Origin of the sequence: Flavivirga rizhaonensis (genome assembly GCF_004791695.1) — a bacterium.
Lineage (GTDB): Bacteria > Bacteroidota > Bacteroidia > Flavobacteriales > Flavobacteriaceae > Flavivirga > Flavivirga rizhaonensis.
This window is the reverse complement of the sequence record NZ_SRSO01000005.1, coordinates 38,176-58,096: the sequence shown is the minus strand read 5'-3', so window position 1 is coordinate 58,096 and position 19,921 is coordinate 38,176. Positions and strand designations below refer to the sequence as shown.

Genomic DNA, 19,921 nt, shown 5'->3' with positions numbered 1-19,921 from the left:
AAATATTATATTTGGTCATAATTAAAATCTATATACTTACATGAGTGTTTCAAAATGGATAGGTGGTGCTTTAGGTTGGTCTTTAGGAGGCCCAATAGGGGCTATTATTGGAGTGGCATTAGGGAGTTTTGTTGATTCCTTATCTAAGGGTAAAGGCAGCCCTTTTTTAGAAGAAGGCCAGCGACAACAAAATAGAAGAGTAAACTCTACAAGACAAACGAGACAACATCAGCAAACACAATCTGGTGATTTTGAAGTGAGTTTACTTATATTGGCATCTATCGTCATAAAAGCTGATGGTGTACAAGATCAAAGAGAATTGGATTTTGTGCGTCAGCAATTTGTTAGCATGTATGGTAAAGAGCGTGCAAATCATGCATTCAAACTATTCAAAAGCATTAATAATCAAAATAATATTTCAACCAGACAGGTGTGTTTACAAATTAAACAGATGATGGATCATCCATCACGTTTACAGCTTATGCATTTCTTATTTGGTATTGCAAAGGCTGATGGTACGGTAACAGATGACGAAGAGCGACAAATTTATACGATGGCAGGATATTTGGGGATTAATTCGCGCGATTATGATAGTATTAAAGCCATGTTTTATAAAAGTAGTGATAATGCCTATAAAATTTTAGAAATAGACAAAAGTGCGACTGATGATGACATTAAAAAAGCCTATCGAAAAATGGCTAAAAAATACCATCCAGATAAGGTAATTCACTTAGGGAAAGAGCATCAAGTAGGTGCTGAAGAGAAGTTTAGACAGGTACAAGTTGCTTATGAACAACTACAGAAGGAAAGAGGGTTTTAAAAAAGAAATTCTTTACTTTATTATGAAAACAATAGTCTTTTCGACGTTAGGAGAAATCACATAATCTATTATTTTACAAATAATATGTGATGTCTTAATCGTGCCTCATTTTGACATGACAAGCTTCTGTGTATTTTAGATACCTTTTCAGTTATATAGTCATTAAAAATAGTAACCTATTCTAATTTTCAGGCTTATAATACCCATCAATATAATCAATAGCCTCCTGCTGAGATAAAACGGCAAACTTTTTATAACGGTCATGTACATCAACAATTTCATCTAAAGCTTTTTCAACCAGAGGTTTGTTCTCCCAAGTGTTAAGATGAGCAACAACTGTTTTTAAGCAACCATTTTTATAAGCAATTTGTCCTAAAACATGAATTAAAGTATCCGAAACTCGTTTAGTATCGTCAAATTCCAACGTTTTTAATAAAGGCAGGATGTCTTGAGGATGTGTACGACCTCGTAACTCAATACCGTGACAAATCTCACGACGAATTTCTTTTTCGGGATGTTTTAAATAAGTTTTTGCCCAAGCTAGAACAGGGATTGGGTTTTTCTCCCCCATTTTCTTTACAGAACCAATAACCGCATTTCTAACAGAATGATGTTCGTCAAATAATCCAGTATCAAAAAAAGATTGCACTTTTTCAAAATGAAATTTACCAATTTCGCCAGCAGCATTTACTACAGTTTGGCGTACTTTTTCAGGACTTTTAGTAAGTGTAGTCGAAGCGTCCAATTTTAGTAGAGCCTGTAATGTAGAAAGTATGGTGGGTTGTAGTTCTGGTTTAGAATAAAAAAGTTTGCCGATAGCTAAATAAGCTGTTTTACGAATATAAGTGTCTTCATCTGAAAAATATGTAATAATATTTTCAATTTCACTCGAAGCTAAATTATGAGCAATGTCTCGATCGATTTTTTCAACAAGTTGATTTCGTACTTCTTTTGATAAATCGTAAAACCCCATAAAATAGTTTTCAAGATTGATAAAACAGTTTTCAAGGTATAAATAAAATGAATAAATTGCATGCGTGTTAGCTAACAAATAAAATTATTAAACATAAGATGAAAAATATTTTTGATTTAAACGAAACCAATGCTGTTATCGACAGAATTAATAATCTAGAAACAACAACCCAACCAAAATGGGGGAAAATGAGTGTGGATCAAATGTTAGCACATTGTAATGTGACTTATGAGCTGGCTTATGAGAATATTCACCCTAAACCTAGTGGTTTTAAAAAAGCACTATTAAAGTTATTTGTTAAATCTATAGTAGTCAACGAAAAACCATACAAGAAAAACGGCAGAACAGCACCTGAGTTTTTAATTACTGATTCAAAAAACTTTGAGATAGAAAAAAAACGATTGATCAATTACTTAAATAAAACACAAAACTTAGGAGAAGCGTATTTTGATAATAGGGAATCGCATTCTTTTGGTAAATTATCTAAACAAGAATGGAATAATATGTTTTACAAGCATATAGATCATCATTTAAATCAATTTGGAGTTTAAAGGCGAAGCCTTTTAAAGGACTTCCAATTTATAGCCAACGCCATGAACGTTTACAATACTTATAGAAGGGTCGTCTTTGAATTTTTTTCTAAGTTTCGATATAAAGGTGTCTAAACTTCTATCAACAAAAACACCATGATCTTCCCATATTTCTTTGACTAAAACCTCACGTTTTACAACTTGATTTAGATTCGTGCTAAGCATCGTCATGAGCTCACACTCTTTAGCAGATAGTTTTATTTCAACAGCTTCTTTAATTAATTTGTTTTGGTCTTTGTAAAACCTATAATCACCAATTTTTGAATAGGAAGTTACTTCTTTTCTATTTGTTTTTGATTTTCTTTTTTTAGAATAGAAAAAACCAAAAAGAAGCATGCTCGCTAATAATACTAAAAGAGTAATATATGTTTTAAGTGTTGAGTTATTTTCGAGAAATAGTATCTGAATCGTGTAGCAACCTGTGGGTAAGTTTCTGCCTTTACATGGAATAATATCACTTTCGGTACTGCCTTTAATTTGAAAACTATAAAATACATCTTCATTGTTACAATTAAAAACTTCAACAATATATTGTTTTGGAAGCTTAGCGGCTTTCAAGCTATTGCTTATAGCAGCGACTAAGCTATCTGGGGTGATAGAGAGTTTTTTTTGAAATGCCAATTCATATCTGTTCTCATCTAATTTAGTAATAGGTGAAATCAATGATGTAGAATCGTTATTAGCAAGCAATAGTGTATTGCCAGCATCTCGTAAAGCTACTTTCACGGTTTCAGAAAAATGATTCTGAGACGTATCATTTATGCACCCTAGCAGCGTAAAGAATAATATGAGCAATAAAGGAATGGCTAGTTTTTTCATGAGAAAATTTAGAATACTCAAATAAATGAAAATTTTCAACTTTTCACATCCGTTTCACACTTCTTTCACACTTTTTTTACAAAAATTGAATGTTATGCGTCTAGTTTTACTCAAAAATATAAATCATGAAAAAATTATTTTACGTAGTTATTATTTGTTTTACATGCATTATAAATGCTCAAAAGCGTATTGAAATAGACACTACTAAAAGCGTTGTAAAATGGACAGGGTCTAATTTGTTTAAGTATAATAAGCATTTTGGTACTGTAAAATTTATAAACGGACATATTATTAAATCCAATGATGTGATACTTGGAGGTCGTTTTGAAATTGATATGAATACCATTGTAAATACCGATGGAAAATATAATGAAATGTTAGTGAAGCATTTAAAAAATCAAGATTTTTTTGATGTTGAAAAATACCTGATTGCAACAATAAAATTTACCGAAGTTGTTCATAAAAATGTGAATACCATTAAGGTGAAAGCGAACCTAACTATTAAAAATATTACTAATGAGATTGATTTTAATATAACATTTAAAGTTATAGATGGAACATATGAAATGAATTCAAAATTCATTATCGATAGAACTCTATGGGATATTGAATACGAATCGAAAGGTTTATTTGCTAATATTAAAGATGATATTATTTCTGATGCTATTGAATTTGAAGTCGATTTGAAATTCAATTAAAAAGAATCAGGCATGCTATTAGTTTTGAAAAACAACTGTAGATTGACTAGTGCCCACTGTCAACTGTACTGTTCCCCCAAAAATCATAGCCCGATTGTCCTTTTCATGCCCAGCAGGCATATTAAAAGCAATAGGGAAATCATAATCAGATAAAGCATCTAAAACAAGTTGTTCTATTGAGGAGCCCCAAAGTGTCGTGTTTTTTCTGAGGTTGGTCATATCTCCAACAATGACACCCTTGCAGTTTTTAAAAAAACCAGCACGTTTTAAACTTTGTAGCATACGATCTATATGGTATTTATATTCACCAATTTCTTCAATAAACAAAATTTTCCCAGAAGTGTCAATACTCGTTTCAGAGCCTAACATAGTGTGCAACATGGTTAAGTTGCCACCCACAATAGGAGCTGAGACATTTCCTGTTTTGTTATATGTAGAGCCTTCCAGAGTATAGCTTAAGGGTTTTCCAAAAATAGCATCTTTAAATGTCGAAAGTGTTTCTTTAATAACTCCTAAATCGTCTTGTAAACTAGTGCACATCATAGCATGAATAGACTGTACGCCCACATTATGAACTTGATTATGCAGTGCTGTAATATCAGAGTAACCAATAAGCCATTTTGGGTTTTGTTTAAATTTGCTATAATCTAATTTATCTAAAATTCTAACAGTTCCATAGCCACCGCGAGCACACCATATGGCACTTATCTTAGGGTCGTCTAAAGCATTTTGGAAATCTTCACAGCGTTCATCATCAGTCCCTGCAAAATGATTAGCTTGACTAAAAACATGTTTGCCAACAACGGTATGTAATCCCCAACTTTTCAAAAGTGCTTTAGCTTGTTGAACTTCTTTAGTTCTATTTTTTAAAACGCCTGAAGGTGCAACTATTGCAACCGTATCGCCTGCTTTTAAGTATGGTGGTTGTATCAATGTATTTGTTTTAGTTGATGATGCATTTTGAGCTGAAAGCTGTTTTCCTCCAAAGAAAAAAACAATACAACACAACGCAGTAATTAATGAGATTTTTGACATAATGTAAATGTACATTTTTTTTCTAAATCGTAGTCAAAATGCGTACTTTTGTCCCTTATTTAAAAAAGAAATGAGCGCACCTAAACGATATACGATTACCACAGCACTTCCTTATACAAACGGACCAATTCATATTGGACATTTAGCAGGAGTTTATGTTCCAGCAGATATTTATGCACGTTATTTACGATTAACAGGAAACGACGTTATACTTATTGGAGGGAGTGATGAGCATGGTGTGCCTATTACGATTAAAGCGAAAAACGAAGGTGTGTCACCACAGGATATTGTAGATAAATACCATACCATTATTAAGAAGTCATTCGAAGATTTTGGGATCACTTTTGATAATTATTCACGTACATCTGCGAAGATTCATCATAAGACAGCTTCAGAGTTTTTTACAACTTTAAATGATAAAGGTGAGTTTATTGAAGAAGTAACAGAACAATTGTATGATGCAGAAGCAAATCAATTTTTAGCAGATCGATTTGTGATTGGGACATGTCCTAAATGTGGAAATGAAGAAAGCTATGGCGACCAATGTGAAAATTGTGGAACCAGTCATAATGCGACCGATTTAATAAATCCAAAGTCAGCTTTAACAGGAAATATACCTACTTTAAAACAAACAAAACACTGGTTTTTACCTTTAGATAAGCATGAAGCCTTTTTAAAAGAATGGATTCTTGAAGGCCATAAAAAAGATTGGAAATCTAATGTATACGGACAATGTAAATCTTGGATTGATGATGGCTTACGTCCACGTGCCGTAACCAGAGACTTAGATTGGGGAATTCCTGTGCCAGTAGAAGGAGGCGAAGGGAAAGTACTTTATGTTTGGTTTGATGCACCGATAGGATATATCTCATCTACTATAGAATGGGCAGAACGCGAAGGGAAAAATTGGGAACCCTATTGGAAAGATAAGGATACCAAATTGGTTCATTTTATAGGAAAAGACAATATAGTATTCCACTGTATTATTTTTCCAGCCATGCTAAAAGCTGAGGGCTCTTATATTTTACCAGAAAATGTACCTGCTAATGAGTTTTTAAATTTAGAAGGTAATAAATTATCTACTTCAAAAAATTGGGCCGTTTGGTTACCAGAGTACTTAGAAGAATTTCCTGGTCAGCAAGATATTTTACGCTATGCTTTAACGTCTAATGCACCAGAAACAAAGGATAATGATTTTACGTGGAAAGATTTTCAAGCAAGAAATAATAATGAGTTGGTTGCCATTTTTGGGAACTTCATTAACCGCGTTGTTGTATTGACTAACAAGTATTATGATGGTGTGACCCCTACTCCAAATGTATTATCTCAGGTAGATGAAGAAACATTGGCAACGGTAAAAGCCTATCCAGATGTGATCTCTAGTTCTATTGAACGCTACCGTTTTAGAGAAGCACAACAAGAGCTTATGAATTTGGCACGACTAGGTAATAAATATTTAGCAGATGCAGAACCTTGGAAAGTCATAAAAGTAGATGAAGAACGCACGAAAACAATTATGTACGTTGCCCTTCAAATAGCATCCGCTTTAGCAACTTTGAGTGAACCATTTTTACCATTCACATCAAAAAAATTAAAAGATATTCTTTGTCATTCCTCACTTGATGCGGAATCCACTTGGAACGAAGTTAAAACAAAAGAAGTTTTAATTCCATTTGGTCATCAAATAGGAAAAGCAGAATTGTTATTTTCTAAAATAGAAGACGAAACAATACAAGCACAGTTGGATAAATTAGAAGCTAGCAAAAAAGCAAATGAAATTGCTAATGCTGTCGTAGAGCCTCAAAAAGACACCATTACATTTGATGATTTTACAAAATTAGACATGCGTGTGGGAACTATTTTAGAAGCTGAAAAAATGCCAAAAGCCAAAAAACTTCTCGTTTTAAAAGTAGATACGGGTATTGATGTAAGAACCATTGTTTCTGGGATAGCAGAAAGTTTTACAGCCGAAGAAGTCGTTGGAAAGCGCGTCACCGTTTTAGTGAATCTAGCACCAAGAGCATTAAGAGGTGTTGAGAGTGAAGGTATGATTTTAATGACCGAAACACCCGATGGGAAATTGGTATTTGTAAATCCGGATGATACCGCTGTAACGAATGGGTTGCAGATAAGTTAATCGGTTTATATAGCCATAAAGTATTTTGTGTAAAACACACATTGTATTGACTTAATTTTATCTTAATATTATTACAGACATTAAAGAATTATTTAACTTTACGTAAAAAGAAATATCATGTTATCAAAAACCATAGAAGACGCATTAAATAATCAAATAAGAATAGAAGCAGAATCTTCCCAAATTTATTTGGCTATGGCATGCTGGGCTGAGGTAAAAGGTTTGGAAGGTGTCTCTAATTTCATGTATGCACAATCTGATGAAGAACGTGAACACATGCTAAAATTAATAAAGTTTGTTAACGAGCGTGGCGGTCATGCAAAGATTTCTCAGTTAACAGCACCTAACGTAACCTTTAAATCTTTTAAAGAAATGTTCGAAAAATTATTTGAACATGAAGTGTTTGTATCTCAAAGTATTAATGAGTTAGTACATATTAGCCTTCAAGAAAAAGATTATGCAACGCACAACTTTTTACAATGGTATGTTGCAGAACAAATAGAAGAAGAAGCGGTAGCTCGTACTATTCTTGATAAGATTAATATGATTGGTGATGACAAAGGAGGTCTGTATTTATTCGATAGAGATATTGAAAATTTAACCGTAACTACAGCAGCTACCAACGCGCCTCAATAATTTTAATAACAAACTTTATTTAGATTAAATAAAAATAAGTATTTTTGCCAAGTTATCTAAATTTTAGATTCTGTTTTGGGCAAAAAGAAGAAAAAAAAGGCAATTAAAAAATTACAACAAATCGGTATTATTACTACTGACAAAGTAAAAACAAGTTGTTGTAAAAAATTTAAAAAAGGCGAAAATAAACGCTGTAAAAAATGCCCTTGTTTTGATTTGCTTAAAAAAGTGGCTTAACTTATTGTATAATTAACTTCTTAGTTTCCACTTTATTATTTTCATTTTTTACTTGTGAAACATCTATTTTTATAATACTCTTATTGAAAAAATAGGAAGCAACTGTATTTCCCAGAACGTCAATAATTTCAATGTTCTTAATTTTATTAGTGCCTATTACAAATAATTCATTATCTGTCGGGTTAGGATGAAACTTAAATATATCGGCTTTTGGTTTTCCTGCCTCTATAATATTATTGTTCGTTTTTTCTTGGGAAAAAGACACATTATAAATTTGGAAAACCAAAAGCAAACAAAACAAATTTTTCATATCGTAGATGCTTATCGTTTGTGTTAAGTGGTTTATTATTAACGGAATATCGAAGGGTTAATTATACCTATAATTGTTTGAACCAAAATTTTTAAAACTTCAATACAATTTTTTCGTCTTTTTTGACTTATTATTCTCTAAGTGATTGTAGAAAACAAGTGACCTATTTAATTAATTTGTGTCAAACATATAGGCTGAAAATTTTTTCAGAAAAAACAGATGAAGAACGTCTGAAAACAAGATGAGTTCGTAAATACTTTAGACATTTATTAAATTTTAATTCTATGAAAAACACATTTATTTTTTTAATTATAATTAGTTTGATGTCCTGTGGGACATCAAAAACCGTAAGGACTTCAAAAAAAGTAATTAAAGGTGATTGGTCACTAAGTTCAATAAGCTATGATAAACCTGGAACTTACAAGATAAAATTGTTGAGCGACGTTTCCAAAGAGTGTTTTGAAGGTAGTACCTGGAAATTTGTATCTAACAATAATACAGGAATCTATGCAATCAATAATGGGACATGTGAAACAGGTGATAGATACTTTAATTTCACTGTTCAAGAAGTTGATGCAGAAACAGGATTATATCATTTCTTATTAAAACCAACAGATATAAAAGGTAAGTCTGAAACAAACCGAGGGTTTAGAATAGAACTTAGTGAGTTATCCAATACAAACATGCAATGGCAACAAACAGTTTCCGTAGATGGTGAACCGTTTACAATAAGCATGAATTTTGTTAAACTACAGTAAAATTAAATTATAACAATTTCAAAAATTTTAAGAAATGAAGAAATATATTAAGAAGTCGGTAATAACATTTTTAAGCGTAATAGTTGTATTTGGTTTTATTAATTGCACAGCAGTAAAAAATGCTAATAATAAACAAAAAGGAGCGGTAATAGGAGCTGCAGGAGGTGCTATTTTAGGTGCTATTATTGGTAATAACGTTGGCAAAGGAGGTAATGGTGAATTAGGAGCTGTTATTGGCGGTGTCATTGGTGGTGGAGCTGGTGTGCTTATTGGAAATAAAATGGACAAGCAAGCTCAAAAAATAGAAGAAGAAATCCCTGGAGCAGAAGTTGAACGTGTAGATGATGGTATTGTCATAACGTTTGATGAAGGTAGTGGCGTTTATTTTGATACTAATAAGTATAATATTAATGCAGCTTCTCAAATAACATTAAATAAGTTGATAGGTGTTTTTAAAGAATATCCAGACACTAACATTTTAGTTGTAGGACATACTGATAGCGCAGGTGATGCTAATTATAATATGACTTTGTCTAAAAACAGAGCGTATGCTGTTACTGGTTATTTTAAAAATAAAGGACTTAGTTCTGGTAGATTTACTACAAATTGGTTTGGAGAAACTCAACCAAAGCATGATAATTCAACCGTAGAAGGAAGAGCAAAGAACAGACGTGTAAATATTGCTATTTTGCCTAATGAAAAAATGATTAAAGAAGCTAAAGCACAGGCGAATAACTAAAATTGTAAATAAACTTGCATAAATCTCGTTTTCAATGTTATTTTTGAAAACGAGATTTTTTTGTGCCTTCAATTAATTCGAATTACTAAATGATTGATATTTTAAAGTTTATAACGACTCAGACCCAACTCCCAGAACAATCTGTAAAAAATACGATTGAATTACTTAATGAGGATTGCACAATCCCTTTTATTTCGCGTTACAGAAAAGAACGAACGGGCAATTTAGATGAGGTTCAAATTGGAGACATTGTAAAATATAAAGAGCAATATGAGGCTTTAGAAAAGCGAAAAAAAGCCATTTTAAAAGCTTTAGAAGAACAAGGTGTTCTAACATCAGAATTAAAACAAAAAATAGAATCTACTCAAGATTTAACAACATTAGAAGATATCTATTTGCCATTTAAGAAAAGTAGGAAAACAAAAGCTGAAACTGCTCGTAAAAGTGGATTAGAACCTTTAGCAAAAATCATTATGAGTCAAAATGCTAATGATGTAGAATCTATAGCATTTAAATATATAAAAGGCGACATTAATTCGGTTGAAGAAGCTTTAGAAGGCGCGAGACATATTATAGCAGAATGGGTGAACGAGCGTACCGATATTAGGAATAATATCCGTTATCAATTAGAGCGTTTTGCTATGATTTCTACAAAAGTGGTAAAAACAAAAGCAGAAGATGAAGCAGCTCAAAAATTCAGAGACTATTTCGATTGGTCTGAGAGTTTAAGCCGAATCCCTTCGCATCGACTGTTAGCTATTTTAAGAGCAGAAAATGAAGGTTTTATTCGTGTTAAAATAGAAATTGATAATGATAGAGCTTTAAACAAAATAGAAAGTAGAATGATTCGTAGTAATAATGAATGTGCAGACCAGATAGCGTTAGCTATTACAGATGCTTATAAACGTTTATTATTACCATCATTAAGTAATGAAGCTTTACAAATAGCTAAAGACAAAGCAGACGAATCTGCTATTAATGTGTTTACAAAAAATTTAAAACAGTTATTATTAGGGTCGCCACTTGGGGAAAAGCGAGTTTTGGCTATCGATCCAGGTTTTAGAACAGGTTGTAAAGTGGTGTGTTTAGATGCACAAGGACAATTAAAATACAATGAAACTATATATCCGCACCCTCCAAAAAGTGATGCAACGGGTGCGATGAAAAAAATAAGTTCGTTGGCGGATGCTTATAAAATTGGAGCTATTGCTATTGGTAATGGGACAGCATCACGAGAAACAGAAGCCTTAATTAGAAAGATTCATTTTAAAAATGATGTTCAGGTTTTTGTAGTAAGCGAGGCGGGTGCTAGTATTTATTCGGCATCAAAAATTGCACGCGAAGAATTTCCGGATTACGATGTTACGGTAAGAGGTTCTGTGTCTATTGGACGTCGTTTACAAGATCCCTTAGCAGAATTGGTTAAAATTGATGCAAAGTCAATTGGCGTTGGGCAATATCAGCATGATGTAGATCAGGGAAAACTTCAAAAATCGTTAGACACTGTTGTAGAACATTGTGTAAACTCTGTTGGAGTAAATATCAATACAGCAAGTAAAAGTTTATTAAGCTATGTGTCTGGTATTGGTCCGAAATTAGCAGAGAATATTTTTAATTTCCGTAATGAAAATGGCGTATTTACATCAAGAAACGATATTAAAAAAGTCCCACGTTTAGGAGGTAAAGCTTTTGAGCAAGGGGCTGCTTTTTTAAGAATTAAAGAGGCTAAAAATCCGTTAGACGATTCTGCGGTGCATCCAGAAAGTTATGCTGTGGTTACCAAAATGGCTAAAGATTTAGGAAAAAGTATTCAAGACCTTATTGGTAATGCAGAGCTTCTTAAAAAAATAGATTTAAAACAATATTGTACAGAATCTGTTGGGTTATTAACACTACAAGATATTGTTAAAGAACTCGAAAAACCTGGGTTAGATATTCGAGAACAAGCAAAAGTATTCACCTTTAATCAGAATATAAAAACGATTTCAGATTTAAGAGAAGGGCAATTACTACCTGGAATTGTCAACAATATTACCAATTTTGGCTGTTTCGTAGATGTAGGTATAAAAGAAAGTGGATTGATTCATGTCTCTAATCTATCAGATTCCTTTGTAAAAGATGTTAATGAGCACGTAAGTTTACATCAGCAAATTATAGTAAAAGTGTTAGAGGTTGATATTCCGCGAAAGCGTATTCAATTAAAATTACATAAGTAATGTTAATGTCTAATTTTTGTTATATATCAATATTTACATGTTAGTATTTTGTAGTCTTTTTGTGCGTTTTTAAAATTATTAAGAGTATTGTAATGTTATTCAAAAACAAAAGACTAAGTAGAAATGCTAAAAACATTTACAGAATTCTCTACCAATGCCGTTTTAAATGTGGGAGATGAGTCTCTTTTAAAACCATACAAACAAACTAAGCAAGCAGGGTTATTTATGTTTATTAGAACCAATAATTCTAATGCAAAAATTGTTGTGGATAGTATTCCTCATACTATAAAACCTCATAGTATATTAGCATTAACTACTATTCAATATTTACAATTTATTGAAGGCAAAGATTTGGTTGTATATCAATTTAACAGAGAGTTTTATTGTATTAAAGATCATGATCAAGAAGTTGGTTGTGCAGGGTTATTGTTTTTTGGAAACGAACATATGCCTCTTATTCATCTAAATGAAAAAGAGCAGAATAAGTTTGACGTACTTCATGAGGTGTTTGTTGATGAGTTAGAAACTAAAGATAATATTCAGGCAGAAATGTTGCGTATGCTTATGGCTAGATTTATTATTAAAAGCACACGTATACTTAAAGCTAAGAATGATACAGGAACAATACCACCCTCTAAAGATTCAAAAATAGAATTATTAAGAAGTTTCAATGTTTTATTAGAATCTCATTTTAGGCAAGAGCATAGTGTAAGTTTTTATGCAGATAAACTCTTTAAATCCCCAAAAACCCTATCAAATACATTTGCCAAATTAGACACCAGTCCGCTAAAAATAATTCATGAACGCCTTATTCTTGAATCAAAACGTTTACTGGTTTACACGGATAAGACAGCCAAAGAAATTGCTTTTGAAATTGGTTTTGAAGACGCTTCACATTTAAGTAGATTATTTAAAAAACACACCGCTTTATCCCCTTCAGAGTTTAAAAAACAGCTCAAATCTGCTTCTTAGGAAAAATTGACAAGCTTTAGGGAAATACGTTTATTTTATAACACCTTGTTATAAGGCATCTTTGTAGCGTATAATTTAAACAGTTAAAGTTATGAACTTAAAACACATATCCATTTTCAATTTAATTGAAATATTCAGTAATAATAGAAAAAAAGTGCTTCATATAATAAGCCCTAAAACACACTGTGAACAAAAACATATTCACGATTTCTATTGCGATGCAGAGCGACCTCATATAGATGCTAATATTTTCTCTTCAAAATAGGAAAGGGAAAAATTGACAATCATTAAGGAAGAACTTACATGGTATAGCCTTTTATTTGATTGCATCTTTGTACCAGAATTACAAATAACAAAATTTCAAAATAATAGATATTAAAAAATTAAAATTATGAGCACATTTAATGTACCAAAAAGAGAAGACGTAAGCGAAAATAACCAAGCTATTTTCGATAATTTAAACAAAGCTTTAGGTTTTGTACCAAACTTATATGCAACTTACGCACATAGTGATACAGCATTAGAAAACTACTTAAATTTTTCAAATGCAAAAACATCATTATCAGCAAAAGAAAAAGAAGTTGTTAACCTAGCCGTAAGTGAAGTTAACGCATGTGTTTACTGTTTATCAGCTCACACTGCTATAGGGAAAATGAATGGTTTTACCGACGAACAAATCTTAGAATTAAGAGCTGGTTATGCGTCATTCGATTCCAAATTAAACGCTTTAGCACATTTAGCTAAAAACATTACAGAAAACAGAGGGAAGACAGAAGAAGCTGTTTTAGAAAATTTCTTTAACGCAGGATATACAAAAGGTAACTTAATAGATACTATTTCTTTAGTAGGAGATAAAACAATTTCTAATTACGTTCACCAAACAACACAAGTACCTGTAGATTTTCCAGTGGCACAACCATTAGAAGCAGTAGCGGGATAACAAGAATAATTAATAAATAATCACACTAATAAATTTTTAAATATCATGAAAAAAATCATTTCAATTTTAGTAATTGCATTAACATTTACAATGAACACGAATGCTCAAGACACCATGAATAATGTAAAGACAGTATCCTTAGAGCAAACTAAAGGAGAATTTACTCAAAAAGCTTTAACATTAAGTGAAGGGTCTTATGTATTTGCAGTATCAAATAATCATGCAGCAAAAGAGGTCGGTTTAGTATTAGTACCTAAAGGTAAAGATGCCAGTAAACCGGAAAACCATATTAAAACAGCATATGTAACAACAGTTGTTAAAGACGGTAAGGTTGAAAAAACGAATGTTACCAAGTTAACAAAAGGAGAGTATGTTTATTTCTGTCCATTAAATCCAACCCCACAATACACACTTACAGTTAAATAAGTAGTTTTTGATTTAATTAATAGTACGAAAGGTTGTCCTAAACAGACAACCTTTTTTGAGTTTATAGAAAATTTAACATTTAAAATTTGGACTTACTAGACGAGTGGTCATATTTTTGTATCCAATTTTATTTATATGCCGAAAACCATTAAACATGATGCCAAAGCAGATTTCCTTTTAGAAAAGGGAATAGAGATTATGTGGAGCAAAGGGTATAATGGTACAAGTGTGAATGATATAGTAAAGGCAGCCGATGTACCAAAAGGATCTTTTTATTTTTATTTCGAATCTAAAGAAGATTTTGCAGTTAAAGCTATAGAAAAGTATTTTAATGGACATTTTGCTCCTGCAAGAGCAATTTTAGAAGACACATCTATAGATCCAATGAAACGTCTTTTAGATTTTTATGAATTTAGAGCGAGTCTTTTAAAAGGTGAAATGGAGTGTAAATTGGGTTGTATGGCTTGCAACCTTGCTAGTGAAATGGCAGAGCATAATGAAAAGATAAGAACCGCTATTCTGGTAAAGGAGCAAACCATATTATTATTAATAACAAGTGTAATTCAAGAAGCTCAAGATTTAGGAAAAATTAAAAACACTATGAAAGCTGAGGTTATTGCAGCTTTTATTGAGGATGCCGGAAAAGGATCTATGATTAGTATGAAAGAAATGAAAAGTGCTGTACCTATTGACAATTTTATGACTATGGTTAAAGAGATACTATTAAAATAATTTTTTAAAAATATAAATAGTCGACTGGTCAACTATTAAAATATCAACTATTTGTCCCTCTTATAGATATATAAATCGTCTTTAATATAAAAGAATTAATTATTAACCACCGATCATCTCAATTTATAATTGACTGGTCAACTTTTTTAAAATCACTATATGAATACAATCAAAAAGGCAAAAAGTGCCATCAATGTTTTTACCAGGAATTGGGCCAACTTCGTAATAAAATTTAAATGGCCCGTATTATTAGCTACATTAATATTAGCCTTAGGATTAGGGTCTCAAGGTAATATGGAGTTTGATGGAGACTACCATGTTTTCTTTAGTAAATCGAATCCGGAACTAGAAGCTTTTGACGCTTTACAGGAAAAGTATACCAAAGACGATAATGTTGTTATCGTACTCTCTCCATCTAATGGTAATATATTTACTAAAGAGAATCTTACCGCTATAGAAGCGCTAACCGCAGAATCATGGAATACCCCATATTCGTCGAGAGTAGATGCAGTAACTAATTTCCAGCATACAAGTGCCGTTGGCGATGATCTATATGTAGATGACCTGTCTTACGAATCGTCTTTAAAGACCGAAGCCGAGATTTTAGAGATTAAAGAAAAAGCTTTAAAAGAACCATTACTTGTTAACAGACTTATTAATCAAGCAGGGAGTGTAGCAGCAGTAAATATAACCGTTAGACTTCCAGGAGAAGATATTAATGAGATCCCAGGTGAGGTCACCCCTTTTATTAGAAATATGATTTCTGATTTTAAGGAGAAACACCCAAATTTCCAAGTGCACACTTCGGGTTTAATACCAATGAATACGGCTTTCTTTGAATCATCAATGAATGATATGGGCCTAACCATGATTATGTTATTTATAGTCATAATAACAACCTTTATTTTAACCAGAAATATTTGGAGCACTTTAGCCACTTTGGTCGTAGTCATGTTTTCTATAATGAGTGCCATGGGCTTTGTTGGTTTAATGGATATTAAAATGACGCCGCCTTCAGCAGTATTTCCAACCATGATTCTTACGTTAGCCGTTGCAGACAGTATTCACATACTGGTTACCATGCTTCAAAAAATGCGTAAAGATGGACTTAATAAAGTAGACGCCTTAAAGGAGTCTATGCGATTAAATTTCATGCCCGTTTTTATTACAAGTTTAACAACGGTAATAGGGTTTTTAACTATGAATTTTGGCGATGTCCCTCCGTTTTGGGATTTAGGAAACATCACAGCTTTTGGTATGGTCATGGCGTTCCTTTATTCAACGACAGTGTTACCAGCATTAATGGCCATTTTCCCTGTTAAATCTAAAGTTAAAAAAGAAGCAGTAAAAGAACCTAAAAACTGGTATACAAGCCTTGGCAATTATGTTGTAAAACAGCCCGTAAGATTAACAATTATCTCCTTTTTAGTTATAGGAGGACTTACCTATCTCGCTACTAAAAATACGTTTAATGATGAATTTATAAATTATTTTGATGAAACAGTTCAATTTAGAACAGATACCGATTATATAAGAGATAACCTAACAGGTATTTATAACATTGAATACTCTATAGGAAGTGGAGAAAGCGGCGGTATAAACAATCCAGAATACCTGAAGCATTTGAATGCGTTTGAAGATTGGCTAAATGATCAACCAGAAGTCATACACGTTAATGCGTTTAGTGAAGTAGCCCGACGCGTAAACAGATCCATGCACGGGGACGACGAAAGTTTTTATCGTATTCCAGATAATAGAGATGAAGCAGCTCAATACCTATTGCTTTACGAACTGTCTTTACCATTCGGATTAGATCTAAACAATCAAATTAATGTAGATAAATCTGAAACCAGAGTCACAGTGACTGTCGATAATATTAAGAGTGCCGATATGATCGCTTTTTCTAAAAAAGGAGAAGATTGGTTGCGAAATAATACGCCAAAGCCCATGCATGCCATGGGCGTAAGCCCAACCTTAATGTTTTCTAAACTAGGTTTCAGACAAGCAGACAGTATGTTTAAAGGAAATATTATTGCACTCATATTAATTTCCTTAGTGCTTATGTTGGCCTTAAAAAATTTCAAACTAGGGCTCTTAAGTATCATTCCAAACGTTACACCAGTTTTAGTAGGCTTTGGTATTTGGACGCTATATAAAGCCCAAATAAATACAGGAATGGTCATTGTTTTTGGGATGACACTAGGAATTATTGTTGACGATACCGTACACTTTATGAGTAAGTTTTTAAGAGCCAGACGGGAGTTAGGTTACGATGCCAAACAAGCTGTAGTATACGCTTTTGAAACAGTAGGTAAAGCACTTGTAACAACAACCATTGTGTTATTGGCTGGTTTTGCAGTACTCTCTACATCGTCATTCGCTTTAAATAGTTATATGGCTAGAATAACAGTTATCATCATTTTAGCAGCACTCATAATAGACTTTATATTACTACCATCATTATTGATTCTTACAAGTAGAAAAGAAGAAGCTGTTGAAAAGGTAAAAGTAGGACAAATAGCTTTCGATAAATAAATTAATAATATTAAACATAAAAAAATGAAAAAAATAATTTTGATACTAACCGTATTAATCACTTTAGGAATACAAGCACAAACACCAGAAGAGCATGGATTACAAATTGCTAAGGCAGCAGAACAAGCAGATCTAGGATTTAATAGTTCTACAGTGAATTTAAAAATGACCCTTAAAAATAAAAATGGTCAAACCAGTGAACGATCACTAACAACAAAAACATTGGAGCTTACCGAAGATGGAGACAAATCTTTAATAGTTTTTAATAGCCCTAAAGATGTTAAAGGCACTTCAACATTAACATTTACACACAAGGTTGGTTCAGACGATCAATGGTTGTACTTACCTTCAATAAAGCGTGTAAAAAGAATTTCATCTAACAATAAATCTGGACCTTTTGTAGGAAGTGAATTTGCATACGAAGATTTATCGTCTCAAGAAGTTGAAAAATACACTTACAAGTTTATTGAAGAAAAAGGAAGTCTTCTGGTTGTAGAACAAGACCCTGTAGACCCTAAGTCTGGATACACAAGACGTTTAGTCACATATAATAAAGATAAAGGCTATCGTTTTGAAAAAGTAGAGTTTTACGATAGAAAAAATGCGTTATTAAAAACATTGGTTTATAGTAATTATAAACTATACAAAAACAAATTTTGGAGAGCCAGTACCTTTATTATGAAAAATCATCAGAGTAATAAAGAAACCATATTAAATTTTAGCGACTATAATTTTGATGCAAATCTATCTGAAGAAGATTTTACTCAAGTTGCATTAAAAAGATCTTAACGTTAGACTAACTCGAGTAAAGCAATGCCATAGGCTGGAGTTATCCTAATTGTCTAAGTTTTTGATTGATTTGATTAATAGCCTGGATTAATGATAGCCTTTTGGTGTTGCTTTTTTAATGAAACACAATGAACCAAAAAATAATATTAAATAGCATTATTTTCATTCTTTTTTTGAGCACTATTCATGCTCAAAATAAAGAAAAGAAAACGAATCAGGACTTCGAGTTAGAAGTTGAAGCTGAATACCGATATTTTTATAATGATGCCACATTTAGTAATCAAAAACAACACTTTCCTTCCATAGCCTTTACACCAGAGTATTCAGTAGATTGGAACAAAGGCTATGAACAATTTAATGTTACAGGATTTTTTAGATTAGATGTGGACGATGAACGAACCCATTGGGATATAAGAGAGCTATATTATCAAAAAGCAAAAAAAAGCTGGGAATTAAGCATAGGGCTTAAAAAAATATATTGGGGCGTCGCCGAGAGCAATCATTTGGTAGACATTATAAACCAAACAGATGCCGTGGAGTCTTTTGATGGTGAAGACAAATTAGGACAACCCATGGTACAGTTTACTTATACAACTAATAAACTGGGTAGTTTTGATTTCTTTTATTTGCCCTATCACAGAAAACGAACATTCTCGGGAGCAAAAGGACGCTTAAGGTTTCCTGTATTTATAGATAAAGACGATCTTCAATATGAAAGCGGTGCCGAGGAATGGCGTCAAGATCTAGCCTTTAGATGGAAACACTATTTTGGAGCTTTTGATGTTGGACTGACGCATTTTTATGGAAACGGAAGAGAACCCCTATTTACGTTTGATCAACAAGGGAACATCAACGCATTTTACCCAGTAATCAATCAAACAGGGCTCGATTTACAGATTACCCACAATGCATTTCTATGGAAATTTGAGTCTATTTACAGAACAGCTAAAGCACAAGATTTTTTTGCCATGGTTGTGGGCTTGGAGTTTACCTTTAGCAATATTGATGGTAATGGATTAGACATTGGTTTACTAGGAGAATACCTTTACGATGAGCGTGATGAATTGGCTTTAAATGCATTACAAAACGATATGTTTTTTGGAAGTAGAATCGCTTTTAACGATACTCAGGATACGTCGATTTTAATTGGTGGGATTTCAGATTTAGAATCGAGCAGTAAAATATTTAGTATTGAAGCTTCCAGACGTTTTGGAAGCAGTTGGACAGCAGAAATTGAAGCCAGAATTTTTAGTTCTATAGATGCCAACGAATTTATACTATCTAATTTTCAAGAAGACAGCTTTTTACGATTTAGCCTCTCGAAGTTTTTTTGATACTTTACTGTCATTCAGAGCAACGCGAAGAATCTCTTACCTAATTATTGTTATGCCTAACAAGGCAAAGTAATTTTAGACGCTTCGGTTGTTCATCATTCTGAATGACATCATTGTTTCCTATTGGTCAAAAAATTATATTTCTTTTAATTATGGAATACTTTAATTTCGTGCTTTAGCCCAATGGTTATTTCTTAATGGTTGCTATTTAAAGTTAGAGATTCT

At 32.5% G+C, this 19,921-nt stretch carries 21 protein-coding genes; 17 read left to right on the top strand and 4 right to left on the bottom strand.

What is annotated here, in order from left to right:
- The first annotated feature begins 40 nt into the window (after window positions 1-40).
- A complete protein-coding gene (locus tag EM932_RS04790) occupies window positions 41-820 on the top strand; it encodes a TerB family tellurite resistance protein (RefSeq protein ID WP_135876038.1) in 780 nt (259 codons plus the stop codon).
- 181 nt (window positions 821-1,001) lie between these two features.
- On the opposite strand, the gene EM932_RS04785 is transcribed toward EM932_RS04790, so the two are convergent.
- On the bottom strand, window positions 1,002-1,793 hold the full coding sequence (locus EM932_RS04785; protein WP_135876037.1) for a HEAT repeat domain-containing protein: 792 nt from the start codon (window positions 1,791-1,793) through the stop codon (window positions 1,002-1,004).
- 98 nt (window positions 1,794-1,891) lie between these two features.
- On the opposite strand from EM932_RS04785, the gene EM932_RS04780 reads away from it, so the two are divergent.
- Window positions 1,892-2,344: a DUF1569 domain-containing protein gene (locus EM932_RS04780; RefSeq protein ID WP_135876036.1), complete on the top strand. Its 453-nt coding sequence runs from the start codon at window positions 1,892-1,894 to the stop codon at window positions 2,342-2,344.
- Window positions 2,345-2,356: 12 nt separating this feature from the next.
- On the opposite strand, the gene EM932_RS04775 is transcribed toward EM932_RS04780, so the two are convergent.
- A complete protein-coding gene (locus tag EM932_RS04775) occupies window positions 2,357-3,202 on the bottom strand; it encodes a helix-turn-helix domain-containing protein (RefSeq protein ID WP_135876034.1) in 846 nt (281 codons plus the stop codon).
- A 125-nt stretch (window positions 3,203-3,327) separates the two neighbouring features.
- Here EM932_RS04775 and EM932_RS04770 point away from each other — a divergent pair, with 125 nt between their 5' ends.
- A complete protein-coding gene (locus EM932_RS04770; RefSeq protein WP_135876032.1) occupies window positions 3,328-3,900 on the top strand; it encodes a YceI family protein in 573 nt (190 codons plus the stop codon).
- Between the two features lie 18 nt (window positions 3,901-3,918).
- Here EM932_RS04770 and EM932_RS04765 read toward each other — a convergent pair whose 3' ends face one another.
- The gene (locus EM932_RS04765; protein WP_135876030.1) at window positions 3,919-4,935 is read right to left on the bottom strand and encodes a S66 peptidase family protein; all 1,017 of its coding nucleotides are present in this window, start codon (window positions 4,933-4,935) and stop codon (window positions 3,919-3,921) included.
- A 7-nt stretch (window positions 4,936-4,942) separates the two neighbouring features.
- Here EM932_RS04765 and metG point away from each other — a divergent pair, with 7 nt between their 5' ends.
- The 3 genes from metG (at window position 4,943) to EM932_RS20835 (ending at window position 7,945) form a co-directional block, all read left to right on the top strand.
- A complete protein-coding gene (gene metG / locus EM932_RS04760) occupies window positions 4,943-7,072 on the top strand; it encodes a methionine--tRNA ligase (protein ID WP_135876028.1) in 2,130 nt (709 codons plus the stop codon).
- 117 nt (window positions 7,073-7,189) lie between these two features.
- Window positions 7,190-7,708, top strand: a complete 519-nt coding sequence (locus EM932_RS04755) for a ferritin (RefSeq protein WP_135876026.1) — start codon at window positions 7,190-7,192, stop codon at window positions 7,706-7,708.
- Between the two features lie 75 nt (window positions 7,709-7,783).
- Complete coding sequence (locus tag EM932_RS20835; RefSeq protein WP_170179728.1) at window positions 7,784-7,945, top strand: hypothetical protein; 162 nt, start codon at window positions 7,784-7,786, stop codon at window positions 7,943-7,945.
- 1 nt (window position 7,946) lies between these two features.
- Here the strand turns inward: EM932_RS20835 and EM932_RS04750 are convergent, their stop codons facing one another.
- Entirely contained in the window at window positions 7,947-8,255 is a 309-nt protein-coding gene (locus tag EM932_RS04750; protein ID WP_135876025.1) for a hypothetical protein, read from the bottom strand.
- 284 nt (window positions 8,256-8,539) lie between these two features.
- Here EM932_RS04750 and EM932_RS04745 point away from each other — a divergent pair, with 284 nt between their 5' ends.
- From EM932_RS04745 to EM932_RS04700, 11 genes are all read left to right on the top strand, one after another.
- Window positions 8,540-9,013: a lipocalin family protein gene (locus EM932_RS04745; protein WP_135876023.1), complete on the top strand. Its 474-nt coding sequence runs from the start codon at window positions 8,540-8,542 to the stop codon at window positions 9,011-9,013.
- A 34-nt stretch (window positions 9,014-9,047) separates the two neighbouring features.
- Entirely contained in the window at window positions 9,048-9,752 is a 705-nt protein-coding gene (locus tag EM932_RS04740) for an OmpA family protein (protein WP_135876021.1), read from the top strand.
- An 89-nt stretch (window positions 9,753-9,841) separates the two neighbouring features.
- A complete protein-coding gene (locus tag EM932_RS04735) occupies window positions 9,842-11,968 on the top strand; it encodes a Tex family protein (RefSeq protein WP_135876019.1) in 2,127 nt (708 codons plus the stop codon).
- Window positions 11,969-12,091: 123 nt separating this feature from the next.
- Entirely contained in the window at window positions 12,092-12,940 is an 849-nt protein-coding gene (locus tag EM932_RS04730) for a helix-turn-helix domain-containing protein (RefSeq protein ID WP_135876017.1), read from the top strand.
- Window positions 12,941-13,031: 91 nt separating this feature from the next.
- A complete protein-coding gene (locus EM932_RS20830; protein WP_170179727.1) occupies window positions 13,032-13,205 on the top strand; it encodes a hypothetical protein in 174 nt (57 codons plus the stop codon).
- Window positions 13,206-13,331: 126 nt separating this feature from the next.
- Window positions 13,332-13,880 (top strand): carboxymuconolactone decarboxylase family protein, encoded by a 549-nt coding sequence (locus EM932_RS04725; RefSeq protein ID WP_135876015.1) that lies wholly within the window; start codon window positions 13,332-13,334, stop codon window positions 13,878-13,880.
- Window positions 13,881-13,925: 45 nt separating this feature from the next.
- The gene (locus EM932_RS04720; RefSeq protein WP_135876013.1) at window positions 13,926-14,306 is read left to right on the top strand and encodes a cupredoxin domain-containing protein; all 381 of its coding nucleotides are present in this window, start codon (window positions 13,926-13,928) and stop codon (window positions 14,304-14,306) included.
- 135 nt (window positions 14,307-14,441) lie between these two features.
- Complete coding sequence (locus tag EM932_RS04715) at window positions 14,442-15,038, top strand: TetR/AcrR family transcriptional regulator (protein ID WP_135876011.1); 597 nt, start codon at window positions 14,442-14,444, stop codon at window positions 15,036-15,038.
- Between the two features lie 159 nt (window positions 15,039-15,197).
- Entirely contained in the window at window positions 15,198-17,573 is a 2,376-nt protein-coding gene (locus EM932_RS04710; RefSeq protein ID WP_135876010.1) for an efflux RND transporter permease subunit, read from the top strand.
- A gap of 24 nt (window positions 17,574-17,597) precedes the next feature.
- A complete protein-coding gene (locus EM932_RS04705; RefSeq protein ID WP_170179726.1) occupies window positions 17,598-18,362 on the top strand; it encodes an outer membrane lipoprotein-sorting protein in 765 nt (254 codons plus the stop codon).
- A gap of 128 nt (window positions 18,363-18,490) precedes the next feature.
- Entirely contained in the window at window positions 18,491-19,696 is a 1,206-nt protein-coding gene (locus EM932_RS04700; RefSeq protein ID WP_135876006.1) for a hypothetical protein, read from the top strand.
- The last annotated feature ends 225 nt before the right edge of the window (window positions 19,697-19,921 follow it).